This window comes from Marinobacter sp. Hex_13 (assembly GCF_001566815.1).
GTDB lineage: Bacteria > Pseudomonadota > Gammaproteobacteria > Pseudomonadales > Oleiphilaceae > Marinobacter > Marinobacter salarius.
In genome coordinates, this window is record NZ_LSMM01000077.1 from 1 (window position 1) to 22,939 (window position 22,939).

At 53.9% G+C, this 22,939-nt stretch carries 22 protein-coding genes; 15 read left to right on the forward strand and 7 right to left on the reverse strand.

Annotated elements, in window-relative coordinates; all coding sequences use genetic code 11:
* Positions 1-212: 212 nt before the first annotated feature.
* Positions 213-482 carry a ComEA family DNA-binding protein gene (locus AXW11_RS18200; protein WP_091642985.1) on the reverse strand — a complete coding sequence of 90 codons (270 nt, stop codon included), beginning with the start codon at positions 480-482 and terminating at the stop codon, positions 213-215.
* Between the two features lie 802 nt (positions 483-1,284).
* On the opposite strand from AXW11_RS18200, the gene urtA reads away from it, so the two are divergent.
* From urtA to AXW11_RS18265, 13 genes are all read left to right on the forward strand, one after another.
* Entirely contained in the window at positions 1,285-2,595 is a 1,311-nt protein-coding gene (gene urtA / locus AXW11_RS18205) for an urea ABC transporter substrate-binding protein (RefSeq protein ID WP_007155577.1), read from the forward strand.
* A gap of 97 nt (positions 2,596-2,692) precedes the next feature.
* On the forward strand, positions 2,693-4,291 hold the full coding sequence (gene urtB / locus AXW11_RS18210) for an urea ABC transporter permease subunit UrtB (RefSeq protein WP_091643053.1): 1,599 nt from the start codon (positions 2,693-2,695) through the stop codon (positions 4,289-4,291).
* A gap of 3 nt (positions 4,292-4,294) precedes the next feature.
* On the forward strand, positions 4,295-5,431 hold the full coding sequence (urtC, locus tag AXW11_RS18215; protein WP_091642988.1) for an urea ABC transporter permease subunit UrtC: 1,137 nt from the start codon (positions 4,295-4,297) through the stop codon (positions 5,429-5,431).
* Positions 5,428-6,255, forward strand: a complete 828-nt coding sequence (gene urtD / locus AXW11_RS18220; protein WP_091642991.1) for an urea ABC transporter ATP-binding protein UrtD — start codon at positions 5,428-5,430, stop codon at positions 6,253-6,255. Before urtC ends, urtD begins: the two co-directional genes overlap by 4 nt.
* The gene (gene urtE / locus AXW11_RS18225) at positions 6,255-6,953 is read left to right on the forward strand and encodes an urea ABC transporter ATP-binding subunit UrtE (protein ID WP_091642994.1); all 699 of its coding nucleotides are present in this window, start codon (positions 6,255-6,257) and stop codon (positions 6,951-6,953) included. Before urtD ends, urtE begins: the two co-directional genes overlap by 1 nt.
* Complete coding sequence (locus AXW11_RS18230; RefSeq protein WP_091642996.1) at positions 6,950-7,852, forward strand: urease accessory protein UreD; 903 nt, start codon at positions 6,950-6,952, stop codon at positions 7,850-7,852. The genes urtE and AXW11_RS18230 overlap by 4 nt, the downstream gene beginning before the upstream one ends.
* Before the next feature lie 351 nt (positions 7,853-8,203).
* Positions 8,204-8,506 carry an urease subunit gamma gene (gene ureA, locus AXW11_RS18235; protein ID WP_007152777.1) on the forward strand — a complete coding sequence of 101 codons (303 nt, stop codon included), beginning with the start codon at positions 8,204-8,206 and terminating at the stop codon, positions 8,504-8,506.
* 10 nt (positions 8,507-8,516) lie between these two features.
* Positions 8,517-8,831 carry an urease subunit beta gene (locus AXW11_RS18240; protein WP_091642999.1) on the forward strand — a complete coding sequence of 105 codons (315 nt, stop codon included), beginning with the start codon at positions 8,517-8,519 and terminating at the stop codon, positions 8,829-8,831.
* A 213-nt stretch (positions 8,832-9,044) separates the two neighbouring features.
* A complete protein-coding gene (gene ureC, locus AXW11_RS18245; protein ID WP_075194499.1) occupies positions 9,045-10,748 on the forward strand; it encodes an urease subunit alpha in 1,704 nt (567 codons plus the stop codon).
* 10 nt (positions 10,749-10,758) lie between these two features.
* Positions 10,759-11,289: an urease accessory protein UreE gene (ureE, locus tag AXW11_RS18250; protein ID WP_091643000.1), complete on the forward strand. Its 531-nt coding sequence runs from the start codon at positions 10,759-10,761 to the stop codon at positions 11,287-11,289.
* Entirely contained in the window at positions 11,279-11,974 is a 696-nt protein-coding gene (locus tag AXW11_RS18255; RefSeq protein WP_220387381.1) for an urease accessory protein UreF, read from the forward strand. Before ureE ends, AXW11_RS18255 begins: the two co-directional genes overlap by 11 nt.
* Before the next feature lie 38 nt (positions 11,975-12,012).
* Positions 12,013-12,651, forward strand: coding sequence for an urease accessory protein UreG (gene ureG / locus AXW11_RS18260; protein WP_091643004.1), 639 nt, complete (start codon positions 12,013-12,015; stop codon positions 12,649-12,651).
* 18 nt (positions 12,652-12,669) lie between these two features.
* On the forward strand, positions 12,670-13,248 hold the full coding sequence (locus AXW11_RS18265) for a HupE/UreJ family protein (protein ID WP_091643007.1): 579 nt from the start codon (positions 12,670-12,672) through the stop codon (positions 13,246-13,248).
* Positions 13,249-13,644: 396 nt separating this feature from the next.
* Here AXW11_RS18265 and AXW11_RS18270 read toward each other — a convergent pair whose 3' ends face one another.
* The 5 genes from AXW11_RS18270 to AXW11_RS18290 form a co-directional block, all read right to left on the reverse strand.
* Positions 13,645-14,400 (reverse strand): hypothetical protein, encoded by a 756-nt coding sequence (locus tag AXW11_RS18270; protein WP_143071151.1) that lies wholly within the window; start codon positions 14,398-14,400, stop codon positions 13,645-13,647.
* A gap of 6 nt (positions 14,401-14,406) precedes the next feature.
* Positions 14,407-15,525 carry a hypothetical protein gene (locus tag AXW11_RS18275; RefSeq protein WP_091643010.1) on the reverse strand — a complete coding sequence of 373 codons (1,119 nt, stop codon included), beginning with the start codon at positions 15,523-15,525 and terminating at the stop codon, positions 14,407-14,409.
* Positions 15,515-17,836: a sensor histidine kinase gene (locus AXW11_RS18280; RefSeq protein WP_091643012.1), complete on the reverse strand. Its 2,322-nt coding sequence runs from the start codon at positions 17,834-17,836 to the stop codon at positions 15,515-15,517. Before AXW11_RS18280 ends, AXW11_RS18275 begins: the two co-directional genes overlap by 11 nt.
* 13 nt (positions 17,837-17,849) lie before the next feature.
* Positions 17,850-19,577: an N-6 DNA methylase gene (locus tag AXW11_RS18285; protein WP_091643015.1), complete on the reverse strand. Its 1,728-nt coding sequence runs from the start codon at positions 19,575-19,577 to the stop codon at positions 17,850-17,852.
* A gap of 140 nt (positions 19,578-19,717) precedes the next feature.
* Positions 19,718-21,061 (reverse strand): hypothetical protein, encoded by a 1,344-nt coding sequence (locus AXW11_RS18290; RefSeq protein ID WP_258955207.1) that lies wholly within the window; start codon positions 21,059-21,061, stop codon positions 19,718-19,720.
* 208 nt (positions 21,062-21,269) lie between these two features.
* On the opposite strand from AXW11_RS18290, the gene AXW11_RS18295 reads away from it, so the two are divergent.
* Both AXW11_RS18295 and AXW11_RS18300 read left to right on the forward strand, forming a co-directional pair.
* A complete protein-coding gene (locus AXW11_RS18295) occupies positions 21,270-22,109 on the forward strand; it encodes a hypothetical protein (protein ID WP_091643018.1) in 840 nt (279 codons plus the stop codon).
* Between the two features lie 79 nt (positions 22,110-22,188).
* Entirely contained in the window at positions 22,189-22,428 is a 240-nt protein-coding gene (locus tag AXW11_RS18300) for a hypothetical protein (protein WP_143071152.1), read from the forward strand.
* Positions 22,429-22,494: 66 nt separating this feature from the next.
* Here the strand turns inward: AXW11_RS18300 and AXW11_RS18305 are convergent, their stop codons facing one another.
* Positions 22,495-22,815: a hypothetical protein gene (locus AXW11_RS18305; RefSeq protein ID WP_091643023.1), complete on the reverse strand. Its 321-nt coding sequence runs from the start codon at positions 22,813-22,815 to the stop codon at positions 22,495-22,497.
* Positions 22,816-22,939 lie beyond the last annotated feature (124 nt).

The following is a 22,939-nucleotide window of genomic DNA, read 5'->3' on the forward strand; positions in this document are numbered from 1 at the left end:
ACTTTGGAAGGTTTGGCCGGGTAAACCTTGATGGGATCAACCATAGTGCCGTCGCTCGCGATTATTATTGTCTCTCTGAACCACAATAATAGGGCGATGCCCTGGCGGTTGCCAGGCGACTTTATGGGGAGTCTGCGTGCTCTGAAAACGGGTGGGATGATAGCGCGTGGCTTGGGAGAGGGCAGCGGCAGCCGGCCACTGCCCGGATAGCGTTATTCGACCGTCAGGCGCTCGGCGTTCTTTTCAACCGTGCGCTCGCCAATGCCCTTGACGTTGGTCAGGTCGCTGCTGGACTGGAAAGGACCATTGGCGTCACGATAGGCCACGATGGCTTCGGCCTTGCTCTGCCCGATGCCGTTGAGGGCAGCCAGGGTTTCAACGTTGGCGGTATTAATGTTGATGGTGGCGGGTTCAGCGTGGGCGAAACCGGTGAACAGGCTGAACAGAAGGACCATCATGGCGATAAAGGGGGTGCGTTTCATGCTTGCGTTGCTCCTGAGAGTGATTTTACGTGTCTGATTATTCGTCAGGACGTAAAAGCGGCGGAGCTGGTTGAATAGAAAAGACGGTAACCGGTGGGATGGGGAAGTGCACGGACAGGAACACATTCCCTATGCTCCTGAGCCCGTGGCTGACCCCATGCCTGATCCTTCAGGCTGCGCAACATCCTGTGCGCGTCTTCCCTGTTGTTCGTCCCTGCAGCCCTGATTCCCTGGGCAACTCCTGATCCCTGGAGTTATCTTCCCTGAGCCAGCTTTCCCTGCCAGCTTTTCATCCTTGACGTTGACCATTCTACATGGGAGCTATTCTCAAGAAATCGGACATTCGCTCCCTCATCTGTGCGATATCTCTTACAGTTTTGTAATCAAAGTGGCAGGTGAAAGTTGAACGTATGCTCATACATTTTATGAGGTTTTCCGTTCATGGCGTGGGTGCACGATTAAAGGTCCTTGGCACCAGAGTTGAACATGCGGTTGCCCCGTTTTTTGACAGCGACAGGACGATAGGCGGCAAGGTAATAAAAATCGTCATAAAAACAAAGGGATATTTGATGAGTCCATTGAATTGTATTGCGGCGAATCTGGCGCATCGTAATAGTGCGCTTAGCCGGGTTGCGATTCATCGTGGTGCGTCAACGGTGGTCCCGGCACCCGATCAATGATCGATAAATGGAGTTTAAGTGACTGAAAAATAAGGCGTGATTTGCATTCTGGAACAGCTGATGCAGAGGGGTTGGTGCATTTTGGGGCAATAACACCAATCAATCCGAAAAGGATGCACAACATGACGATTAGAAAACACGTGAAACTGGGCCTGTCAGCGCTGGCTCTCTCAATGTCTCTTAACGCAGCGGCCGCCGAAGATCCCATTAAGGTCGGCATTCTCCACTCCCTCTCCGGCACCATGGCCATCAGTGAAACCGTGCTGAAAGACACCGTCGAAATGCTCATCGCCAAGCAGAATGCCGAAGGTGGTGTTCTGGGCCGTGAACTGGAAGCGGTTGTGGTTGACCCCGCGTCCAACTGGCCGCTGTTCGCCGAAAAGGCCCGTGAGCTTCTGGCTCAGGAAAAAGTGGATGTCATTTTCGGCAACTGGACCTCGGTTTCCCGTAAATCCGTCCTGCCGGTGGTTGAAGAACTCAACGGCCTGCTGTTCTACCCGGTTCAGTACGAAGGTGAAGAATCTTCCGAGAACGTTTTCTATACCGGTGCCGCTCCCAACCAGCAGGCCATTCCTGCGGTGGACTACCTGATGAACAACATCGGCGTTGAACGCTGGGTGCTGGCCGGTACCGACTACGTGTACCCGCGCACCACCAACAAAATCCTTGAGACTTACCTGATGGATCAGGGCGTTGCCAAGGAAGACATCATGATCAACTACACGCCTTTCGGTCACTCCGACTGGCAGAACATCGTGTCTGACATCAAGCGTTTCGGCTCTGCGGGTAAGAAGACCGCCGTGGTCTCCACCATCAACGGCGACGCCAATGTGCCGTTCTACCGTGAACTGGGTAACCAGGGCATCTCCGCTTCCGACATTCCGGTGGTGGCGTTTTCCGTGGGTGAGCAGGAGCTTTCCGGTATCGACACCGGCCCGCTGGTTGGACACCTGGCTGCCTGGAATTACTTCATGAGTGTGGACAGCGATGCCAACTACGACTTCATCGACCAGTGGATCGAGCACACCGGCAACGAAGAAGCCGTCACCAACGACCCGATGGAAGCCCACTATATCGGCTTCAACATGTACATCGAAGCGGTGAAGAAAGCAGGCACCACCGACGTGGACGCGGTTAAAGACGCCATCATCGGCGTGAGCGTACCGAACCTCACCGGTGGCTACGCCACCATGATGCCCAACCACCACATCACCAAGCCGGTGCTGATCGGTGAAATCCAGGACAACGGCCAGTTCTCCGTGGTCTGGGAAACCCCGTCTACCGTAGCTGGCGATGCCTGGTCTGACTTCCTGCCAGGTTCGCGTGACCTGATCGCCGACTGGCGCAAGCCGATGTTCTGCGGAAGTTTCAACACTGCAACCGGCAAGTGCGGCGCCTCCGCTGGAGAAATGGCGGCTGAAGAAGCCGAATAAGGCATAGCAGCCAACAGCGCAATACAGACAACCGGGAGCGGCGATGCTGCCCCGGTTGTCGCCCCCGCAACTCGCTTTCAACCGACAGGACACCATCATGAGCATCCTTCGATCGCTCACATTGCTGCTTATCGCCCTGGTTTCCGTGCTCTCGTTTCCGGCCTCCGCCCAGGAAGACGACCTCGGAAAGGCCTTGCTGAATAACCTTGCAGAAGCGCCCGCCAGCCGCGTTGAAGAGGCCATCAATGCCATCGTCAGCAGCGGTGATGAAAGAGCCAGGGGCTGGCTCGAAGCTTATGGCAACAACCGACTGAGCCGGATAGACGACACCGGCCAGGTCGTGATCGTACTGAACAACCGGGGCCGGGACTGGGAAATCGCCAACCCGCTGACCGGAGAGAACATGGGCGAAATGTCCCGCCGCGAGCTGGACCGGATCGCCATCAATAACCGGATACGGGGCCAGCTTGAGGGCATTCTTGCCATGCTGGACCTGAACGCCGCAGACCCTGACGTGCGTGAAGCCTCCGCACAGGACATGATGGGCAAAGTGGATGCTTCCCTGGTCGAGCCGCTGGAAGCGCAGCTGGAACGGGAAGAGAACGCCTCGGTGCGCAACCGCATCGAAGAGGCATTGGCCATTTACAGAGTGGGTGAGGGTAATCTTGAGGCCGTGGACGTACTGGCCGGCAGCCTTCATCCCCGTGCACGGGCCGCCCTGAACGAAGCCGTGCGCAGCGACAATCCGGCCCTGGCCGACAAGGCCGAACAGGCCCTGGCTTCCATCGAACAGAAACTGAAACTCAACCGCGCCGCCGAAACCCTCTATTTCGGCCTCAGCCTGGGTTCCGTGCTGGTACTGGCCGCGATCGGCCTGGCCATCACCTTCGGCGTGATGGGCGTCATCAATATGGCCCACGGCGAACTGATCATGCTGGGTGCCTACACCACCTGGGGCATGCAGCAACTGTTGCCGGGCCAGCCTGGCCTGGCACTGATTCTCTCGATTCCCGCCGGCTTCCTGGTGGCGGCCACCGCCGGCATCATCATCGAGCGCAGCGTGATCCAGTTCCTCAAGGGTCGCCCGCTGGAAACGCTGCTGGCCACCTTTGGTATCAGCCTCATCCTGCAGCAACTGGTGCGTACCGTGATCTCGCCCCAGAACCGCACCGTGGTGACACCGGAGTGGATGAGCGGCTCGCTGGTGATCAACGACGCGCTCTCCCTCACTCTTAATCGACTGTACGTACTGGCGTTCGCGCTGATCGTCTTTGCCGCGCTGATGATGATCATGCGCAAAACCCGCCTCGGCCTGGAAGTGCGGGCCGTCACCCAGAACCGCGCCATGGCACGCTCCATGGGCATTCGCGCGACACGGGTCGACATTATGACCTTTGCCCTGGGCTCCGGCGTCGCCGGCCTGGCCGGTGTGGCGCTGTCCCAGCTCACCAACGTGGGCCCCAACCTGGGCCAGAACTACATCATCGACTCGTTCATGGTGGTGGTGTTCGGTGGCGTGGGCAACCTGTGGGGCACGCTCATCGCCGGGTTGTCGCTGGGCACCATCAACCAGCTGCTGGAACCCTGGGCCGGTGCCGTACTCGCGAAGATCATTGTGCTGGTCTTCATCATCCTGTTCATTCAAAAACGGCCGAAGGGGCTCTTCCCCCAGAAAGGCCGGGCTGCGGAGGGTTAAGGTATGTGGTTGACTCAACCCTTGCGTGAACGATCCACGCAGATTTTCCTGGGCGTTCTGTTTGCAGCCCTGGCCATCGTGACTTTCCTTCACGTGGCCATGCCGGAAGACAGCGCCCTGTATGTCAGCGCCTACACCGTGACGCTGCTGGGCAAATACCTGTGCTACGCCTTGCTCGCGGTGGCTGTGGATCTGGTGTGGGGGTACCTCGGTATCCTCAGCCTGGGCCATGGCGCCTTCTTTGCCATCGGCGGCTACGCCATGGGTATGTACCTGATGCGCCAGATCGGCGACCGAGGCACCTACGGCGACCCCATCCTGCCGGACTTCATGGTGTTCCTGAACTGGCAGGAACTGCCCTGGTACTGGCTCGGGTTCGACATGGCCTGGTTTGCCTTCATCATGGTGCTGCTGGCCCCGGGCCTGCTGGCGCTGGTGTTCGGCTTCCTCGCCTTCCGTTCGCGGGTCACCGGCGTGTACCTGTCCATCATCACCCAGGCGCTGACCTTCGCGCTGATGCTGGCGTTCTTCCGCAACGAGATGGGCTTTGGCGGCAACAATGGCCTGACGGACTTCCGCGACATCCTCGGCTTCAACCTGCGTACCGACGCCACCCGTTTGGGGCTGTTCATCGCCACCGGTATCGCCCTGGCCATTGGCTACGTGATCTGCCGCGGCATCGTTACCAGCAAACTGGGCCGGGTCAGCATCGCCTGCCGCGACGCCGAAGCCCGCGCCCGCTTCCTGGGCTACCGGGTGGACCGGGTGCAGCTGTTCGTGTTCGTGGTCTCCGCCATGCTGGCGGGTGTGGCGGGCGCCTTGTACGTGCCTCAAGTGGGCATCATCAACCCCAGCGAATTCTCACCCCTGTTTTCCATTGAAGTGGTGGTCTGGGTCGCCCTTGGCGGCCGGGCAACCCTCTATGGCGCGGTGATCGGCGCGGTACTGGTGAATTACGCCAAAACCGTGTTCACCGGCGTGATGCCGGATGCCTGGCTGTTCGCCCTGGGTGGCCTGTTCGTGCTGGTCACCGTGTTCCTGCCCAAGGGCATCGCCGGCCTGCTGGCCAGCCGCCGCAAGGGCAAACAGGATGAACCAGGCACCCCAGCCGCTCCAACCACCACGGAGGCGACCGCATGAGCATTCTCGAGGAGCTTTCCAACCGCGACCGGGTGTTCGAATTCCTGACCCCGGCGGTTTCCCCCGTGGACACCCGCCACGGGCCCATCCTCTACATGGAAGACGTCAATGTGAGCTTCGATGGCTTCCGGGCCATCAACAACCTCAACATGACCATCGACGACGGCGAATTGCGCTGCATCATCGGGCCGAACGGCGCGGGCAAAACCACCATGATGGACATCATCACCGGTAAAACCGCCCCGGACACCGGGTCGGTCTGGTTCGGCAGCCGTCACAACCTGCTAACCATGAACGAGCCGGAGATCGCCACCCTCGGCATCGGCCGCAAGTTCCAGAAGCCCACCGTGTTCGAAGCCTTAACGGTGTTCGAAAACCTCGAACTGGCCATGGCCACCGACAAGCGGGTGATCCCCACTTTGCGGGCCGCCATGAAAGCGGAGTTTCGCGAACGCATCGGCGAAGTGCTGGAAACCATCGGTTTGCAGGAACTGCGAAACCAGCTGGCGGGCATCCTCTCCCACGGCCAGAAGCAGTGGCTGGAAATCGGCATGTTGCTGATGCAGAAGCCGCGCCTGCTGCTGGTGGACGAACCCGTCGCCGGCATGACCGAACAGGAAATGGAACGCACCGCCGAACTGCTCACCAGCCTCGCCGGCAAGCAGTCGGTTGTGGTGGTGGAGCACGACATGGGCTTCGTGCGCTCCATCGCCCGCAAGGTCACCGTGTTGCACCAGGGCAGCGTGCTGGCGGAAGGCAGCATGGACCAGGTCTCCAACGACCCGGAAGTGATCAAGGTGTATCTCGGGGAGGAGGAGGCGTAATGCTCAAGATCGAAAAACTGAACCAGTTCTACGGCGAAAGCCACACCCTGTGGGAGCTGGAACTGGACGTGCCCAAAGGCCAGTGCACCTGCGTGATGGGCCGCAACGGCGTGGGCAAAACCACCCTGATGAAATGCGTGATGGGGGAGGAAACCACCAGCAGTGGCAGCATCCAGTTTGATGGCGGCACCGAACTGACCAAACAAAAACTGGAAGAGCGCTCCCGCCTGGGCATCGGCTACGTGCCCCAGGGCCGGCAGATATTCCCGCTGCTGACCGTGGAAGAAAACCTGCGCACCGGCCTGGCCGTGCGCAAGGACGGCAGCAAGAAAATCCCCGAGCGCATTTACGAGCTGTTCCCCGTGCTCAAGGAAATGAAAAACCGCCGTGGCGGCGACCTCTCTGGCGGCCAGCAGCAACAGCTCGCCATCGGCCGCGCCCTGGTGATCGAGCCTCAGCTACTGATCCTCGACGAACCCGGCGAAGGCATCCAGCCCAACATCGTCGCCCAGATCGGCGAAGTCATCCGCCGGTTGATCAAGGAAGACGGCCTGACGGTGTTGCTGGTGGAGCAGAAGCTGCCCTTCGCCCGCAAATACGCCGACCGCTTCGCCATCATGGACCGCGGCCGCCGCGTCGCCGAGGGCGAGATTGCTGAGCTGTCTGATGAACTCATCAAGAAGCACCTGACGGTATGACCGCCTACGAAGCCATCACTACGAATGAGGCCCACGACTCCGGCCACCGCTTCGACGCGGCCCGGCGCTGGGCCGCCACCCTGGACCTGGCCTTCGACGCCAGGCAGGAGCAGGGCGCACAGGTTACCCGCATGACCCGCACCCGGTTCAAAGGGCCGTTGCGGGTACAGCGGCCGTTTTACCCGGAAGGCAAAACCGGCTGCTGCCACGTGTACCTGCTACACCCGCCCGGCGGCCTGGTTAGCGGCGATGCCCTGACTATCAACGTAACGGTTGGAAGCGGCGCCCACACCTTGGTGACCACCCCGGCAGCGGCGAAACTCTACAAAGCCGACCGCAACGGCGTGGCCTGGGCGCAGCACACACACCTGAACGTCGCCAACGGCGGCGTTCTTGAATATCTGCCCCAGGAGACCCTCGGCTTCAACGGCTCCCGGGGCGAGCAGACCACCACCATCGAACTGGAAACCGGCGCCAAATGCCTGGGCTGGGAGATCCTCGCCTTGGGCCGCCCGGCGAGTAACCTGCCGTTCGTTACTGGCCATATGGAACAACGCTTCAGCCTGACTATGAACGGCAAACCTCTGTGGCTGGAGCGCCAACTGTTGGACCCCACTCACGCCCGTTTCCAAGGCAAATGGGGGCAGGGCGGCGCCACCGTTCAGGCCACGTTGTGGGCCGTCGGCCTGGAAGACGAAGCCGGCGCGATAGAAGCCATCCGCGAACAACTGCCGGCTGCCGCCCACTGGGCCATTACTCGGCGGCGTGGTGTGGTGTTGTTGCGGTACCTGGGTAATGAACGAAACGAAGCATGGGATGTTTGTCAGCGGGCTTGGGAGGTTCTTCGGCCTATGTTGGCCGGCCGAGCTGCTGTTATCCCGAGAATATGGTTGACCTGATGATTGGTGCGGGAACAGGGCGGGGCGAACCGTCCGGGGCACGCTGTGAATACGTCCCTGTACGCTTGACGAAAACATCCATGTTTTCGACATCCCCGGACGGTTCGCCCCGCCCTGTTAAGCGGAAAAATGAGTTAGCGCACTAGCTCGATAGGGTCAGAAACAACTATTTGGAACAACGGAAGTTAATCCAACAGGCAACTCAGAATTCAGACAAGGCAGGAGGGAAGGGGTGCACGGGATCGTAAAAAACATGGATGTTTTTTCCGAGCGTACAGGGACGTATTCACCGCGTATCCCGTGCACCCCTTCCCTCCTGCCGACAAACTCCAGAACCCGAGGAGAACAAAAATGGAATTAACCCCAAGAGACAAAGACAAACTGCTCCTCTTCACAGCAGCACTGTTAGCAGAGCGCCGCAAGGCCAAAGGCCTGAAGCTGAATTACCCAGAAGCCGTCGCCCTCATCAGCGCCGAAATCATGGAAGGCGCCCGCGAAGGCCGCACCGTGGCTGAAATGATGACCGCCGGCACCGAAATCCTCACCCGCGACGACGTCATGGAAGGTGTGGCCGACATGGTCGACGAAGTCCAGGTAGAAGCCACCTTCCCCGACGGCACCAAACTCGTCACCGTCCACAACCCCATAGTTTGAGGAGGCTGTCATGATCCCCGGCGAATACCAGCTTAAAGACGGCGACATCGAACTCTGCGAAGGCCGCCAACGCATCACCATCGAAGTCGGCAACACCGGCGACCGCCCCATCCAGATTGGCTCCCACTACCACTTCGCCGAAGCCAACCCCGCGTTGGACTTCGACCGAGCCAAAGCCAAGGGCTACCGCCTAGACGTCGCCGCCGGCACCGCCATCCGTTTCGAACCCGGTCAAACCAGAGAAGTGACTCTCATCCCGTTCGCCGGCAACCGAGAAATCTACGGTTTCCGCCAAGAAGTCATGGGAAGACTCGACAAGAACTGAGGACAACAGGAGCAAGGGGTTAAAGAAGGCCCGAATGAACTCTGAGGGTCGGGCGGATAGGGCTTTCCAGGAATGTGCGGAGCCATGGATGGGGGAGCCCAAGCGCACATGGATGTGCTTGTAGCGTTTCCTGGAAAGCCCTATCCGACCAGCCCAGGCACCGAAGTATTAGGCCTCAGTAACCCAGGCACCCAAGTAAAAACGAGGGACAGCATGAAGATAACAAGACAAGCCTACGCCGACATGTACGGCCCCACAGTGGGTGACCGAGTCCGCCTGGGCAACACCGAACTGTGGATCCAGGTTGAAAGCGACGCCACCCACTACGGCGACGAAGTAAAATTCGGCGGCGGCAAAGTCATCCGCGATGGCATGGGCCAGAGCCAACGGGCTGATGACACCGTCATGGACACCGTCATCACCAACGCCTTAATTCTCGATTGGTGGGGCATCGTCAAAGCCGACGTCGGCCTGCAAAACGGCAGAATCGCCGCCATCGGCAAAGCCGGCAACCCAGACACCCAGCCAGACGTCACCATCGTCATCGGCCCCGGCACCGAAATCATCGCCGGTGAAGGCAAAATCCTCACGGCTGGCGGCATTGACGCCCACATCCACTTCATCTGCCCGCAGCAGATCGAAGAAGCCCTCATGAGCGGCATCACCACCATGCTCGGCGGCGGTACCGGCCCAGCGACTGGCAGCAATGCCACCACCTGCACCCCCGGCCCCTGGCACATCGGCAAAATGCTCCAGGCCGTCGACGACATGCCCATGAACATCGGCTTCCTCGGCAAAGGCAACGCCAGCCTGCCGGAATCCCTGGAGCTGCAAATCAAAGCCGGCGCCATGGGCCTCAAGCTCCATGAAGACTGGGGCACCACACCGGCTTCCATCGACAACTGCCTCACCGTAGCGGACAAGTTCGACGTACAGATCGCCATCCACACCGACACCCTGAACGAATCCGGGTTTGTGGAAGACACCCTCGCCGCGTTCAAAGGCCGGTGCATCCACACCTACCACACCGAAGGCGCCGGCGGCGGCCATGCCCCCGACATCATCACCGCCTGCTCCAAGGATTACGTACTGCCGTCCTCCACCAACCCCACACGGCCGTACACCGTCAACACCATCGACGAACACCTCGACATGCTGATGGTTTGCCACCACCTGGACCCCAACATCCCGGAAGACGTGGCCTTCGCCGATTCCCGCATCCGCCGCGAGACCATCGCCGCGGAAGACATCCTTCAGGACATGGGCGTGATCTCCATGATCGCCTCCGACTCCCAGGCCATGGGCCGGGTGGGGGAAGTGGTGTGCCGCACCTGGCAGACCGCCCACAAGATGAAAGTGCAGCGCGGCCTGTTGCCCGATGACGAACAACTGGGTGCCGATAACCTGCGCGCCAAACGCTACATCGCCAAGTACACCATCAACCCCGCCATCACCCACGGGATTGCGCACGAAGTGGGTTCCGTGGAAGTGGGCAAGCTGGCGGACCTGGTGCTGTGGGACCCGGCCTTCTTTGGCGTAAAGCCCGCGCTCATTGTGAAAGGCGGCATGATTGCAGCGGCCCCCATGGGCGACCCCAACGCCTCCATTCCCACGCCCCAGCCCGTGCACTACCGCATGATGTTCGGAGCGCTGGGCCGGGCCGCCAGTGCCACCCGCCTGAGCTTTGTCAGCCAGGCCGCGCTGGATGCGGGCATTGGCAAGGAACTGGGGCTTAACAGCACCCTCGCGGCCTGTAAAAACGTGCGCAGCGTTCGCAAGGGCGACCTCAAGCTCAACGACGCCTGCCCGCATCTGACCGTGGACCCACAAACCTACGAAGTGCACGCCGATGGCGAACTGCTCACCTGCGAGCCCGCCACCGAACTGCCACTGGCGCAGCTATATCATCTTTTTTAAGGAGCCCGACATGCTTGAGCTGACACAGAGAATCGGCCCAGTGGAAACCAGCGAAATCCACGACCACCTCACGCTGCCCTTCGAACTGCGCATGCGCGGCCGCCTGCGCGCCAAAACTGACACCGGATACGACGTTGGCCTGTTCCTCGACCGTGGCCCCGTGCTGCGAGAAGGCGAATTCCTGCAGGCCCAAAGCGGCGAAATCATCCGCATCCGCGCCGCCGACGAACCCGTGGTCACCGCCCGTATCGAACCCGGCCTGCCGTTGGCACGGTTGTGCTACCACCTCGGCAACCGTCATGTGTCGCTGTCCATCGGCAGCGAAGACACAGCAACAGATGGAAAGACCGGATGGGTGCGCTTCCCACCGGACCACGTATTGGAAGAACTGGCCGAACGCCTGGGCGCCACCCTGGTACACCACCAGGCCCCCTTCGACCCGGAGCCCGGCGCATACGCCCAAGCAGGGCATGCTCACGGCCATGGTCATTCACACGATCACAGCCACGGGCATGACCATGACCACACTCATGCTCACTGACAGCAGCCAGACCGCCGTCGGCGACCTGTCCCTGCTGGGCCTGATGCAACTGGTCAGCCCCGCACTTCCCATCGGCGCCTTCGCCTGGTCCCAGGGCCTGGAAAGCGCCTTCGAACTGGGCTGGGTGACCAACGAAGACCAACTGGGCGACTGGCTGGAAGGCGTGTTAGAAGACGGTCTCACCCGCTGCGAACTGCCTTTGCTAGTACGCCTGCAAACCGCCTGGGCAACCAATGACAACGCTGGGCTGGCCCACTGGAACCAATGGCTGCACGCCACCCGCGAAACCGCCGAACTGAGCGACGAAGACACCCGCCTGGGCTCTGCGCTCATTCGCCTGCTGGACAGCCTGGAACTGATGCCAACGGAAGGCCGAATGCCGGAAGACCCCGGCTACGTCACCGTCTTCGCCTGGGCGGCACACATGCGCCACGTACCCGTACGCCAAACCCTGCTCGGCTTCGCCTGGGCCTGGCTGGAAAACCAACTCGCCGTCGCCTGCAAAGCCATGCCCCTGGGCCACACCGCCGCCCAACGGCTGACCGAACGGCTGCGCCCAAAACTGGTACACGCCGTCGACCAGGCTCTGACGCGGGAAGACAACGAACTCGGCCCGGTACTGCCAGGCCTTGCGCTCGCGAGCGCACACCATGAAACCCAGTATTCACGGCTTTTCAGAAGCTGAACAAAAACGATCTTGATTAGAGAAACGGAGAACACGCCATGAAACATTGTCTGAGAGTAGGAGTCGGCGGCCCGGTCGGCTCAGGTAAAACCGCCTTGCTGCGCCAACTGTGCAAAGCCCTGAAAGACCACTACGACATTGCTGTAGTCACCAACGACATCTACACCAGAGAAGATGCGGACTTCCTCCTGAAACACGATGCCCTCCCAGCCGACCGCATCCTCGGCGTGGAAACCGGCGGCTGCCCCCACACCGCCATCCGCGAAGATGCCAGCATGAACCTCGCGGCCATCGACGACCTGCAAAACCGACACCCCAACCTGGAACTGGTGCTGGTGGAATCCGGCGGCGACAACCTCTCCGCCACCTTCAGCCCGGAGCTGAGCGACCTGACCCTCTACGTCATCGACGTCTCCGCCGGTGACAAAATCCCAAGAAAAGGCGGCCCCGGCATCACCAAATCCGACCTGCTGATCATCAACAAAATCGACATCGCCGAACAGGTGCATGCCTCCCTGGATGTAATGGAACGGGACTCAAAGAAGATGCGTGGTGAGCGGCCCTTTGTGTTCACCAACCTGTACGACGGGGTAGGGCTGGAGACGATCATCAGCTTCATTCTGGAGCGTGGGATGTTGCCGGAAAGACGCCCGAACAAAGCCGCCGAAATCGCTTAAGCCAAAGGAGAAAACACCATGAACACATTCACACGACTACTGATGGCCACAGGCCTGATGGTTACCGCCACAGCCACCTCCGCCCACGCCGGCCACGACGCCGGCACCGGCTTCACCAGTGGCCTGCTGCACCCTATGCTGGGCTTGGATCACCTGCTGGCCATGGCAGCTATCGGGTTTTGGAGTGTGCGCCAGGGCAACACCATGAAACAGATTACGCCGTTGTTTGTTATTGGCGGAATGATACTGGGCGCTGGCCTTGCGTGGGGTGGAATGAGCCTGCCGAGCGTGGAAACCGGGATTTCGCTATCTGTGATACTGGCGGGAATCCTGATTGCCGCCATGGTGAAACTGCCAACCGCAGTAGGCGGTTCGTTGGTTGCAGCGTTCATGGTATTTCATGGATTTGCGCATGGAGCTGAAATGCCGGCTGGTGCAACGCTGGTTGCTTACCTTGCTGGCTTCTCCATCGCCACACTGGTGCTGACATTTACAGGCCGTGGCCTAGGGGCTCTTATGACGAAAGTCGACGGTCGAATCGGTCGGACGCTGGGTGGTTTGGTAGCGGCAACTGGGGCGTTTCTCGCTGCTGCATAATTTTTCCATTTTCGTATTGACATTGGTCCAATGTTCCTAGGTCGGCAGATATTCCCGTTGCTGACAGTGGAAGAAAAGCTGCGCACCGGACTGGCCGTGCGCTGGTGATTGAGCCCTGGCTGCTGATTCTGGATGAACCGGGGGAGGGGATTCAGCCGAATATTGTGACGCAGATTGGGGAGAGGTTATTCGTAGGTTGATTGAGGAAGACGAGCTGACGGTTCTGCTGGTTGAGCAGAAGTTGCCGTTTGCTCGGAAGTATGCGGATCGGTTTGCGATTTTGGATCGGGGGAGGAGGGTTGCTAAGGACGAGATTGCTGCGCTGTCTGATGAGTTGATTGGGAAGCAGGTTAAGATATAATTAATGTAACTGTTTCGATAATATATAAATAAGCGCTATAATAATTGAGGCCAAAGTTCTCTTGAAATTAATTTATTTGTACTTTGTTGGACATTGCCTTGTATAGGAAGCGCTGTTGAAATGGCGTGAACGTATGAGCTCCAACAGTGGTTTTGTGTCTGCCGCACAATATTTCTATATTGATGGTCTTCGCTAATGCGTGCCCAGTCTTTACTCTTAAAATTAGAAAGTATGAAGTCGACGCCTAAAGTAGCCTCGAGTGGCGGATGTGCTATTCTAGGCGCCTCGATAATTAATGCTTGTCCAGATTCTTTAATTTCATTATTTAAACGGTTGCCTCCATGCTGAAAATGGTAATGAGGATGGGCGGGGCTAGCATCCTTGCTCACATGTTTCCCAATGTGGCGGTCTAAATGCCAGGCACACATAACAAGCGCACCACCAAGCGTTCGGCCTCTTATTATAATATCCATGGCTAGAGTTTCAAATGGATCCTCGCAATGATCCGTGGGAAGGCACCAGCCAGATATTTCAATATTAAATTCTATACTTAAATCAGAAATAGATTTTGGCCAACTGCTCTTAGGCTTTTCTAAGTCTCTAAAAATTAGGCGATCAATCCTGTATCCCCAGCTATCGTGTCCGTGGGGCTTGTTCCTACTGCACTGATCTGCGGCACTTTGAATTGGACCAGTATCGAGACAAACACCGTATCGTTCTAATAATGAGGCTAGATGCCTCAAGTCGGCGGAGCGTTGAGTACGAAATGAACTTGGCTTCACTCTAGCCATGAATAATCACTTTCCCTTTAGTTCAGACAGTCGGCTGCGCTCGAGAGGGTGAACCTTTAAACCCTCATTTCTTCCTACCCGTTCCAGCGCAGCTTTTATCGAAAGGTAACATTTATCCTGCCATGGTTCAGGTGGTCGCCCTGAAACTAAAAGACCGTCTATAGGGTCAAGCGGTTTTTGGAATCCTTTACAAAGGGTCCAAAACTTGGTGCTATATCCCTGTTCAATTGGCGCTGGAGAAAACAGATTCTTAAGTTTCGTGGCCTTAATAAGATTCTCGACTCGTTCATGAGCGTCTAAACCACGCAGTGAGGCGTTGCTATCGGTAAGCGTTTGCCAAGTTTTTTCAACCTTAAACATCCACCACCGGGGCCAGGCCTCATTAAATATGCCATCATATTGACACTGACAAAAAAACTTATCGCGTAACTTTTCCCAGTCATTCGAGCTTTCAATATCAATACCTAGTCGAGCCGCCAGAACTTTCTCAGAAATAAGTGGACCCGATGAGTTCAACAGGTAACGTAAGATAAACCTCGCATATTCATGGACGGGAAAGCGCTTCCGTTCTCCTTCGAATTCGCTGCCGAGTCTCGGGTCGATGAAACCAAAATCATCAACCTTTAAGTTGAGGAGGCCTAGGACAAAATCTCGGTTTGTTCCTTTAGACTCATTTATTAATATATAACCTTTGGCTAAACAAACAAGTTCCTGTGAAATTCTTACGCCATCCTCAAGAACTGATTCCTTCGTATAGACTGCATCAAATAAATCATGACTAGTATCATCCTTTTCGAATGATGCTTTAAATTTAATATTAGTTGATAAGAGCGCAATCGGTACATCTGTAATACGCTTTTCAGTTGCTCTTGTTCTTAGCTCTTGTGCCAGTGCGGTCGCTCGATATTCCGTCACTTTACCTGAACTGTTTTTCAGTTCATCTAGCCTTAGGTCTAGGATTAACCCTGAGTATTCTTCTTGACGAAGGTTTCGCAGTTGGGCAGAGAATTCAATTGGTTGCTGATGACAAACTGTAAGCTGTTGGTGGTGTTGCTCAATACCTTTAGCGTATGGTGATGCTGCACTTGAAGGCTGGTCATCAATGTATATATATTTAATAGTCATCTCTTGGTATTTCCTCCGGAGATGCGGCAGGGATTTCAAGACGGAACGTAGTTGAGTATCCTGGCTCGGACGGCGCAATGAGTATAGTCCCACCAGAGGAGGACAATATATCGGTAACTAATTTCAGACCAAGACCTGTGCCGACTGATTCGCTTTCTGTCGAAAATCCACTAGATGCCTCTGAGGTAGTAAAAAAGGCATCAAAGACCCTGTCCTTTATGTTATCAGGTATTCCACATCCGTTATCGGAGAATTCTACGTAAAGCCCATTTTGATCTGCGCCGGCTTTTATTAGTATTTTACCCTCGATGTTCATTTTTTTAATTGATTTTTTTGCATTGGTAAATAAATTGTTGAGAATGGATGACCATTCGGAATAATGCATTGGTGCTGTAAAAAGATCATAGCCTTCAATATCTTTTTGTATGCTAATAGAGTCTCTGCTAGCAATGGAATGGGTTGCTGACAAAAAGTCATTTATAACATCCCGTAACTCGAGAGGCTTTCGTTCGCGTGACACATTGGCGGAAACTGTAGTGTCAAAATAGGATGCATATGATTGAATTGTGTTAAGGTTTTGATCAATTCTACTAATCAGCTTGGCGTCTTCATCGGTTACACTAAGAGCTGAAACGTCTAGTCTAATTGCAGGGAAATAATGTTTAATTTCGTGGGTAAACTCGCCGATGCTCAGTCCCAGGCTGGCTAAGACTCTGAGCATTCCAATCTCTTCAAGCATTGCCTCCCTTTCATCGCCTGCTTTCTGCAATACGCCTAGTACCTCAGAAATCGAGTCGCTTGGGGGACGTCTGTCGGAGTCTTCTGATTCACTGTCGCTCTGACCTTCTACGTCATGTTGAGTACTTTTTTCTTCGAGCTCTTCTTGAAAAGACGACTGCAAGTCTATCAGTTTGTTTTTTGCTACTTGCAGTGCGCTGCTCTCTTCTTGGTCATCAAGGTCCGAACTGTAGCTCCAGCCAGACTGACTCGGTTTCTGCTTTTTCTTTCGGGCGGCTGCGATACGAAGGACTGCAGATTTTAACGCGGATGAGACAAAACTTACGAGTTCATTGTAAGCCTCATTTTCGATCAAACCTTCGCGGCTTGCGGTTTCTTCAAAACGAGCCCCTTCGGGATCATGTAGCTCCACAAAACCAAAGAAATTTTGGTTAGAGTGCGGTGGTAGGATTTGTCTTAGGCTAGATGAATAATCGAGCCTTAACCAATCATTGTAAGATTCTCCATAAGGCCGTACTCGAAATCCATTCCGATAAACCCTTATGCCACCTTTTTCGTTGCCTAGATTTCGTAGTTTTGAATTTAACTGTCTAGGTATATATTCAGGAGTATAGATAAAATAGTGCGTACTAAACTTAACTCCTATAAGATTTGAAAAAGCGCGCTCGCCTTTCTGCTCTAATACTGCAGTTTCATTTAAATTTAGAAGTTTACTTTCGACTTTCCAGTGCGGCGTGCCATCGTCGTTCACGTATCCTTCAATGCGGGCAAGAGCATGATCGAAAAACATAGATTGATCATCGGCTAATGTGATCGTCTCAGTGCCAGTGCCCGATTTTTTACAGGTAACTTTGAATCCAGGATCCGAATTGGAGGAAGATGTTTGGGCTGATAATGGAAAAGGTTGGATTAGTTCAATAACATATCGGTATACTCGACGTATTTGAGCTTCTGTCCATGAATCACATAGGTCGTCAATTTCTAAAGTAGTTCCATGTTGCATGGATTTTGGGGCTGATGTAATGCCGCTTGCAATTTCTGAGAGGTCAGTATCCGACTTGAATTCATTCCAATCAATAACTACTTTTAGTGCGTAGGCGTCGCTCTCTTTTTGAGTAGTTATTGTTAGCTTATTTCCCAGTCGTTGGGCAGCAAACCTCCCGATACCCTTCTGGCCTGCTCTGACACGCGTGTATCTCTCAGACACCGGATTGTGACGCTTATCGCTAGTAGAAATCCTCATGAAGCCGTTAACCAGTTCAGATCTGGACATGCCGTTACCTGAGTCAGTTATCGTAAGGCGTCCACCAGGGGTCTCCGTATTGTCATACAACATTGAAACCCAGGACGCGTCCGCGTCGTAGGCATTTTTAATTAGTTCTGCAACAGCAGTTTCTTGTCTGCTTACTAACTCCTTTCCTAATCTACTTATATGTGCAGCGTCAATCGAAAACCTGACATAATTTTCGTCAAATTTCACGAGTTCGTTTGATAGTTTTATGACCTCGCTATAGTTTGTATCGGCTTCACCAAGTAGCGAGACCAGCTTATTTTTGATTTTATCTTTTTCCATGAGCCCCTTCGATTTAGTTTCTAGACCTTACTCTACGCTCTACGCGGATGCCCATTAATAGGCTCTTAAAATGTTCAGATACTTTTTCATGGTTGGTTATGCCAAGAGAGTTATAAATAAGAGAGTCAGCCATATTTCGTGCGCCAGAATAATCCTTTAGTCTCATTTTTCTATTGATTTCGAAGTATGCTGTATTTATGGATTTTTCGTCTAGCTTCCTTGGAATCAGGATTTCAATTTTCTTTGCTTCGGAAGGTTCGAGCTTTAACACCCCTGAACCATAAACTCTGCCATTTATTTCAGATGATAGTTGTGAAAAAGAAGTTAAAATCGAAATTGATATTAACTTCGATAACATTTTATAAGTATCTTTTAAATAACAACGGTGAATCGTATTAGTGCTATTTATTCTAGCTTCGTTAATTACAATTCTAGGTCCGTGGTCACACATGTAGGATATGAATGCGTCAGGAATTCGTCCGTCACATGGTTGATACCATAGCTTACGTTTTTTGAAGGTTTTGTTTTTCAGTCTTTCTGTTTCAGGAAAACTATCCAAATATATTTTTAACGGTCCCTTTCTATAATTTCCCTCCGGTAAGTCTAACAGAAGAGATCTTTGATTCGCTGCTAAAGACTTTTTATGATCTGATTTAGAGAATTCTAAGCCCTCAGCTTGTGACATCTTTGAAAGTATGGGGCTGGTATATTTTAGTGGTATAGAATTATTTTTTCTTGTGACGTCATTTATTATGAAGAAGCGGTTGGCGCCAGTTACGATTCCAATTTTTATTTCAGCAACATCACCAATAGTGTGTTTTGGCGTCAAGTTTGAAATTCTCTTAAAAACGGTGTCGGTTTTCGCTAGCTCTATTGGAGAGCATGTTTCTATAGTATGTGGAGGAATCTTATTAAGATATCCCTGAATAACTAGCGCTAGGCTGTCGACATTTTTTGCGTAGAGCTCGGTAATTGAATTTTGAATTCTTGGTTTCCCAAAACCTTCTGCTAATAGGACTATGGTTTTTTCTTTAGCAGATGACTCTATAAATAGCCTTTCGCTCAGACTGATTGCAGTTATTTCAGAAAAATTTAAAAGTAATAATTCCTTTACTTTGTTTGAGTATTGGGCATGTAAGAAACTTGCAGGTAAGACCCAAGCACATCGCCCTCCTTTTTTTAATAAAGAAAGGGAATGAACTACAAAATAAGCCCAAAGGCTTGAGCGCTTATCGAGTGAAAATCCAGCCTTTTCCATTGCGGATTTGGCGGAAGTCTTTTGCCTAGAATCCATGTTGTGATGGGAAACATATGGCGGATTTCCAATAACCGTATCGAATCCAGTTGTTGCGAAGTCCTTGGTGGTCAATTCTAAAAAGTCGGCAAGGATAAATTTATCTTTACAGTCGGGGGTCGCTATCTTGTGGTGGAGGAATTTAAAGGCCACCGGATCTCGGTCACAACCGTATATGTTGTTCGCGGGTGTTTCACTGCCAAGCTCAGAAAGGACCTGTATGGCGGACTCTAGGAATCCGCATCCACCGAAGCCTGGTTCTAGCACCTTATCTTCTGAAGACCGTACCGCCCATCTAGTTAGGATTTCTGTGACAGGTATCGGTGTGTAGTAAGCACCGTACAGGCGTTGCTCCGTAAGCGGAGGCGGAAATTTAGTCATAGTCGAGAGGCTATTGGCACTATAAATGTACAAGATTTCAGAGTAGGACAATGAGGCATCTAACATCGCGCTTCTATGCTCTAACCCTGCGCTTTTCCCACAACAAGATACCAGATTTATCCGGCGAGGGTGTAGTGGGCGAAGGGTTAGCGAACGCGGGGGCAGCTCTTGCCTGTTGCCTTTTTGACACGAGGATCGGAACAGGTTTATTTCTCTGGTGCCGATTCTTCACCTCGAACTTTCAGCTCACTTTCGACTTTCGAGATTTTCGGAGGCGGCGGCGTCCAGGCCTTCAGCAACTGCCCAGCCTCCTGATAAAAATGCGGTACCGCCTTTTCCAACTCCTCAACAAACACCTTCCGCCCGCTGAACTTCCCGGCTAGGTCCACCTCGTAAACCACTTCCAGCGTCGTGGCTGCGGTGTTGGAGGTATCCGATTCCAGTAACTCCGGCGAATCCCGCAAGTCTTTCAGCGCTTGGTAGGTCGTTTCTGCCTTGCCAGGTCTGGTGGCGCGAATGAAGAATCCGCCTGGTGTGGTCTTTTTCAGTTGACGCAGAAGCCAGTTAACCCTGGCTTTGGTACTTTGCTTGTCTTTCGGTGCCGTGAGACGCATTGAGCAGTAAATCATTCGCCGCTGAAGGTCGGCCGTTACTTCCAATTCCGCCGCTGCGTTGATGATGTGGAGTGCGCAGTTCAGTGTCGGTGCTTTGCAGAAGGCATCGGCATCGTCTTTCAGGCGTTTGGCAGGGTCCAAGCGGTGGTCGTTTTTCAGTTTCAGGGAAACATCGCTTCCGGTAAGGCGGGACATGATCAGGCACAGGTCCCGTTGCTCCTGGTGCCAAGCAGCGATGGTGTTTTGTACCTCATCGCTGGTTTTGGCGAGTGGGGCATTGCTCTTCACTTTGTTGACGACATCTTTCCATTCGGCGTTCATCTGGTCGAAGTGGCTGATGCCGGAGCGGTCACTTTCGAGGTAGCGCAGTATTTCGCTGAGGATGAATACCTGGTCCTCGTCTTCAACACCATCGTTCTTGAGCAGGAGCTGGCACTGGGTTCGGATGAAGGCCCATGACCAGTGGAATAGGGCGACTGACTTGGTGGCGTTCTTCGGGAGTTTTACCGGGTGGTGCGTCGGCAGTGCTGCAAACTGGTTGGTGATGGTGATCACGGCATCCAGTTTGTGGTTCTTTGCCTGCTGGAGGTAGCGCGATACCTGTTCCTCGCCAATGGTGTCGTTGCCGACCTTGGCCTCTATCAATGCCCGCCATTCACGTCTGCCAGTGCGAAGAATCAGGAGGCCGTCTGGTCGGTCTTTGTTTTTGACCGCTTTCTTGTCCTCGTTCTGGAATACCGGCTCTATCCACGCCTCAAGGGTGGCGTTGGTTCCGACGCGCACTCCCAGGGATTTCAGCAGGGACTGTCGCAGCTCAAGCACGGAGCGCAGGCCAGCGAGGATAACAGAGACGGATTTTAGTTCTTTGGCACTGTCTGGCGTTACTGGGATAAGGCGTGCTGGCTCACCGCCAATGAGGAAGTCGGGACGGGGCATTGTTGGGCGCTCCATGCTTATTGTTAGTTTATGCTCCACGAATAAAGCGTAGCAGGTTACGACGGTTTTGCAGGTCACTGGAGGCGTTGGTCTGCAAAGAATTGTAAAACCGTAGGTATATGCTCTGCCGAGGCGAATTTATGGGTAGGAGAATAGGTATAGTATATGTCTTCTTATTATTTTCGTTCTAATTCAAGGTTTCATGTCTATGGCGCAATCGCGGTTAGAAAGTGCTCTGCTCGAGCTTCTTAAACGGTTTATGTTGTTGGTGATTGGCTCAAGCCTTTTGAGTAATGCTTTTTATATCTATGGGCTCAGTTACTACGAAGGATTTATAGAGCGCCTGGGTTTTGAATACTATCTGTTCCCCATTGCTTGGAATGATGCTCTTCTATGGACGTATACGGCAAGTAGGGATCTCGGTGAGGACTCTATCGTGGCATTGGGTAAGACTTCACCGTACATATTTCTGTCTTTGCTGCCAGCATTCTATTTCATTGCTAGGTTGTGGATGCACCTGTCCAGTTCCAAGGCTCCTGGTGGATCTGGTCGGCGTCAAAGGGCTTTTAACTACAAGTTGGCTAAGAAGATCCATAGAGTCAGAGAGGACCGTGTTTGGATATATCGGACTCTGTACGTGCCGTTGAGATGGTTCTTGATGAAAGAGCAGAGCTTCATTGCTTTCTTTGCGTCTTACTTCTTCATGGTTTTCCTTCTGTTCATTCCAATGTTCGTTATTGTATGGGTGTATTTCCCTCTGTTTGGCTTTAATCATGGAGAAGCCTCGGCGGAGAAGCGGTTGAAGTATTATGAAGAGAGTTTATGTGGCGGAGAATCATCATATTGGAATAAATGTCTTCATTTTAGCGCAGAACATTTGTCTGCCTACGAAGGTTCCGATGATGTAACGGGGCGGGTTGCTCTAAAAAATGGAGACCTTTTAGGCGTTATGTCTCTAGACGGGCCGATTGTGTTAACTATGCCGGAAGAGTTTTTTTACAAGGCCGAAGAAAACGTGTGCTACAACGGCGGTTGCGATGATAAGTAGCATTTTTGACTGCCAAACCTGCACCCCGGGAATACATGTTCTAATCTGATCGACAAGAGTGTTGGTTGTGAGGGTGGCTATGAAAAAGTGCTCGGGTGTGTTCTTTCTTGGCGCCTTTCTATCTGGTTGTGCGAGTCAAAGTGTTCAGACTGAGCTTGCTGCGGTTGATAGCGCCGGTTCTCAGTCCTATTACTCCAGCGGGTGGATCGTTCAAGGCCAAAAAGATGGCGAATACCTTGTTGAGCTTGGAGAGGAAAGCTACGAATTTACCTTCGTCGAGAAAGCGAGCATCGAGACTGACCAGAGGAAGCTGTTTTAGGTGGAAAACAGTCCCACATGGGGCTGCTTTCCGTATGAACGATGTGAAAATGGGGCGGTGAAAACGCTACACGCCTTGCGCTGCCATTTTGAACTCCAGCGCCATGTTGTACGCGGCTCCACGCAAACATATGACGTATTGCTCTCTGTTTTCCTGGAGTGTTTTCAGGAATTTGGACCGCACTTCTTTCTTCAGCCATTTGAAAGGTGCTTTTCCTGGTGCCAGTGGCTCGGGAACGTAGCGCATCGCCTCACTGCACTCGCCAGATTCGGCAACGAGCTTATACGTGAGGTTGAACAGCTCCTCATTCGGGTGCCAGCTATTGGCCTGTTTACCGAAAAGGGCCACCAGAAATTCTGTCAGGTGCTCTCGATCATATATATCCATTTATCTCTCCCTGATGCTTTTCGCCACCTGTTTGTAGCGTGCGTCTTTTCCTTTGACGACAATATGATGAATAGCGGCTCGGTCAAAAATGTAGATATGCCCAAGACCGTGGGTCTCGCTATAA

Excerpts from the sequence above, each read along its gene's own strand:
- AXW11_RS18200 (WP_091642985.1), bottom strand. The coding sequence starts at position 482 with ATGAAACGCACCCCCTTTATCGCCATGATGGTCCTTCTGTTCAGCCTG.
- urtA (WP_007155577.1), top strand. The coding sequence starts at position 1,285 with ATGACGATTAGAAAACACGTGAAACTGGGCCTGTCAGCGCTGGCTCTC.
- urtB (WP_091643053.1), top strand. The coding sequence starts at position 2,693 with ATGAGCATCCTTCGATCGCTCACATTGCTGCTTATCGCCCTGGTTTCC.
- urtC (WP_091642988.1), top strand. The coding sequence starts at position 4,295 with ATGTGGTTGACTCAACCCTTGCGTGAACGATCCACGCAGATTTTCCTG.
- urtD (WP_091642991.1), top strand. The coding sequence starts at position 5,428 with ATGAGCATTCTCGAGGAGCTTTCCAACCGCGACCGGGTGTTCGAATTC.
- urtE (WP_091642994.1), top strand. The coding sequence starts at position 6,255 with ATGCTCAAGATCGAAAAACTGAACCAGTTCTACGGCGAAAGCCACACC.
- AXW11_RS18230 (WP_091642996.1), top strand. The coding sequence starts at position 6,950 with ATGACCGCCTACGAAGCCATCACTACGAATGAGGCCCACGACTCCGGC.
- ureA (WP_007152777.1), top strand. The coding sequence starts at position 8,204 with ATGGAATTAACCCCAAGAGACAAAGACAAACTGCTCCTCTTCACAGCA.
- AXW11_RS18240 (WP_091642999.1), top strand. The coding sequence starts at position 8,517 with ATGATCCCCGGCGAATACCAGCTTAAAGACGGCGACATCGAACTCTGC.
- ureC (WP_075194499.1), top strand. The coding sequence starts at position 9,045 with ATGAAGATAACAAGACAAGCCTACGCCGACATGTACGGCCCCACAGTG.
- ureE (WP_091643000.1), top strand. The coding sequence starts at position 10,759 with ATGCTTGAGCTGACACAGAGAATCGGCCCAGTGGAAACCAGCGAAATC.
- AXW11_RS18255 (WP_220387381.1), top strand. The coding sequence starts at position 11,279 with ATGCTCACTGACAGCAGCCAGACCGCCGTCGGCGACCTGTCCCTGCTG.
- ureG (WP_091643004.1), top strand. The coding sequence starts at position 12,013 with ATGAAACATTGTCTGAGAGTAGGAGTCGGCGGCCCGGTCGGCTCAGGT.
- AXW11_RS18265 (WP_091643007.1), top strand. The coding sequence starts at position 12,670 with ATGAACACATTCACACGACTACTGATGGCCACAGGCCTGATGGTTACC.
- AXW11_RS18270 (WP_143071151.1), bottom strand. The coding sequence starts at position 14,400 with ATGGCTAGAGTGAAGCCAAGTTCATTTCGTACTCAACGCTCCGCCGAC.
- AXW11_RS18275 (WP_091643010.1), bottom strand. The coding sequence starts at position 15,525 with ATGACTATTAAATATATATACATTGATGACCAGCCTTCAAGTGCAGCA.
- AXW11_RS18280 (WP_091643012.1), bottom strand. The coding sequence starts at position 17,836 with ATGGAAAAAGATAAAATCAAAAATAAGCTGGTCTCGCTACTTGGTGAA.
- AXW11_RS18285 (WP_091643015.1), bottom strand. The coding sequence starts at position 19,577 with ATGTTAGATGCCTCATTGTCCTACTCTGAAATCTTGTACATTTATAGT.
- AXW11_RS18290 (WP_258955207.1), bottom strand. The coding sequence starts at position 21,061 with ATGCCCCGTCCCGACTTCCTCATTGGCGGTGAGCCAGCACGCCTTATC.
- AXW11_RS18295 (WP_091643018.1), top strand. The coding sequence starts at position 21,270 with ATGGCGCAATCGCGGTTAGAAAGTGCTCTGCTCGAGCTTCTTAAACGG.
- AXW11_RS18300 (WP_143071152.1), top strand. The coding sequence starts at position 22,189 with ATGAAAAAGTGCTCGGGTGTGTTCTTTCTTGGCGCCTTTCTATCTGGT.
- AXW11_RS18305 (WP_091643023.1), bottom strand. The coding sequence starts at position 22,815 with ATGGATATATATGATCGAGAGCACCTGACAGAATTTCTGGTGGCCCTT.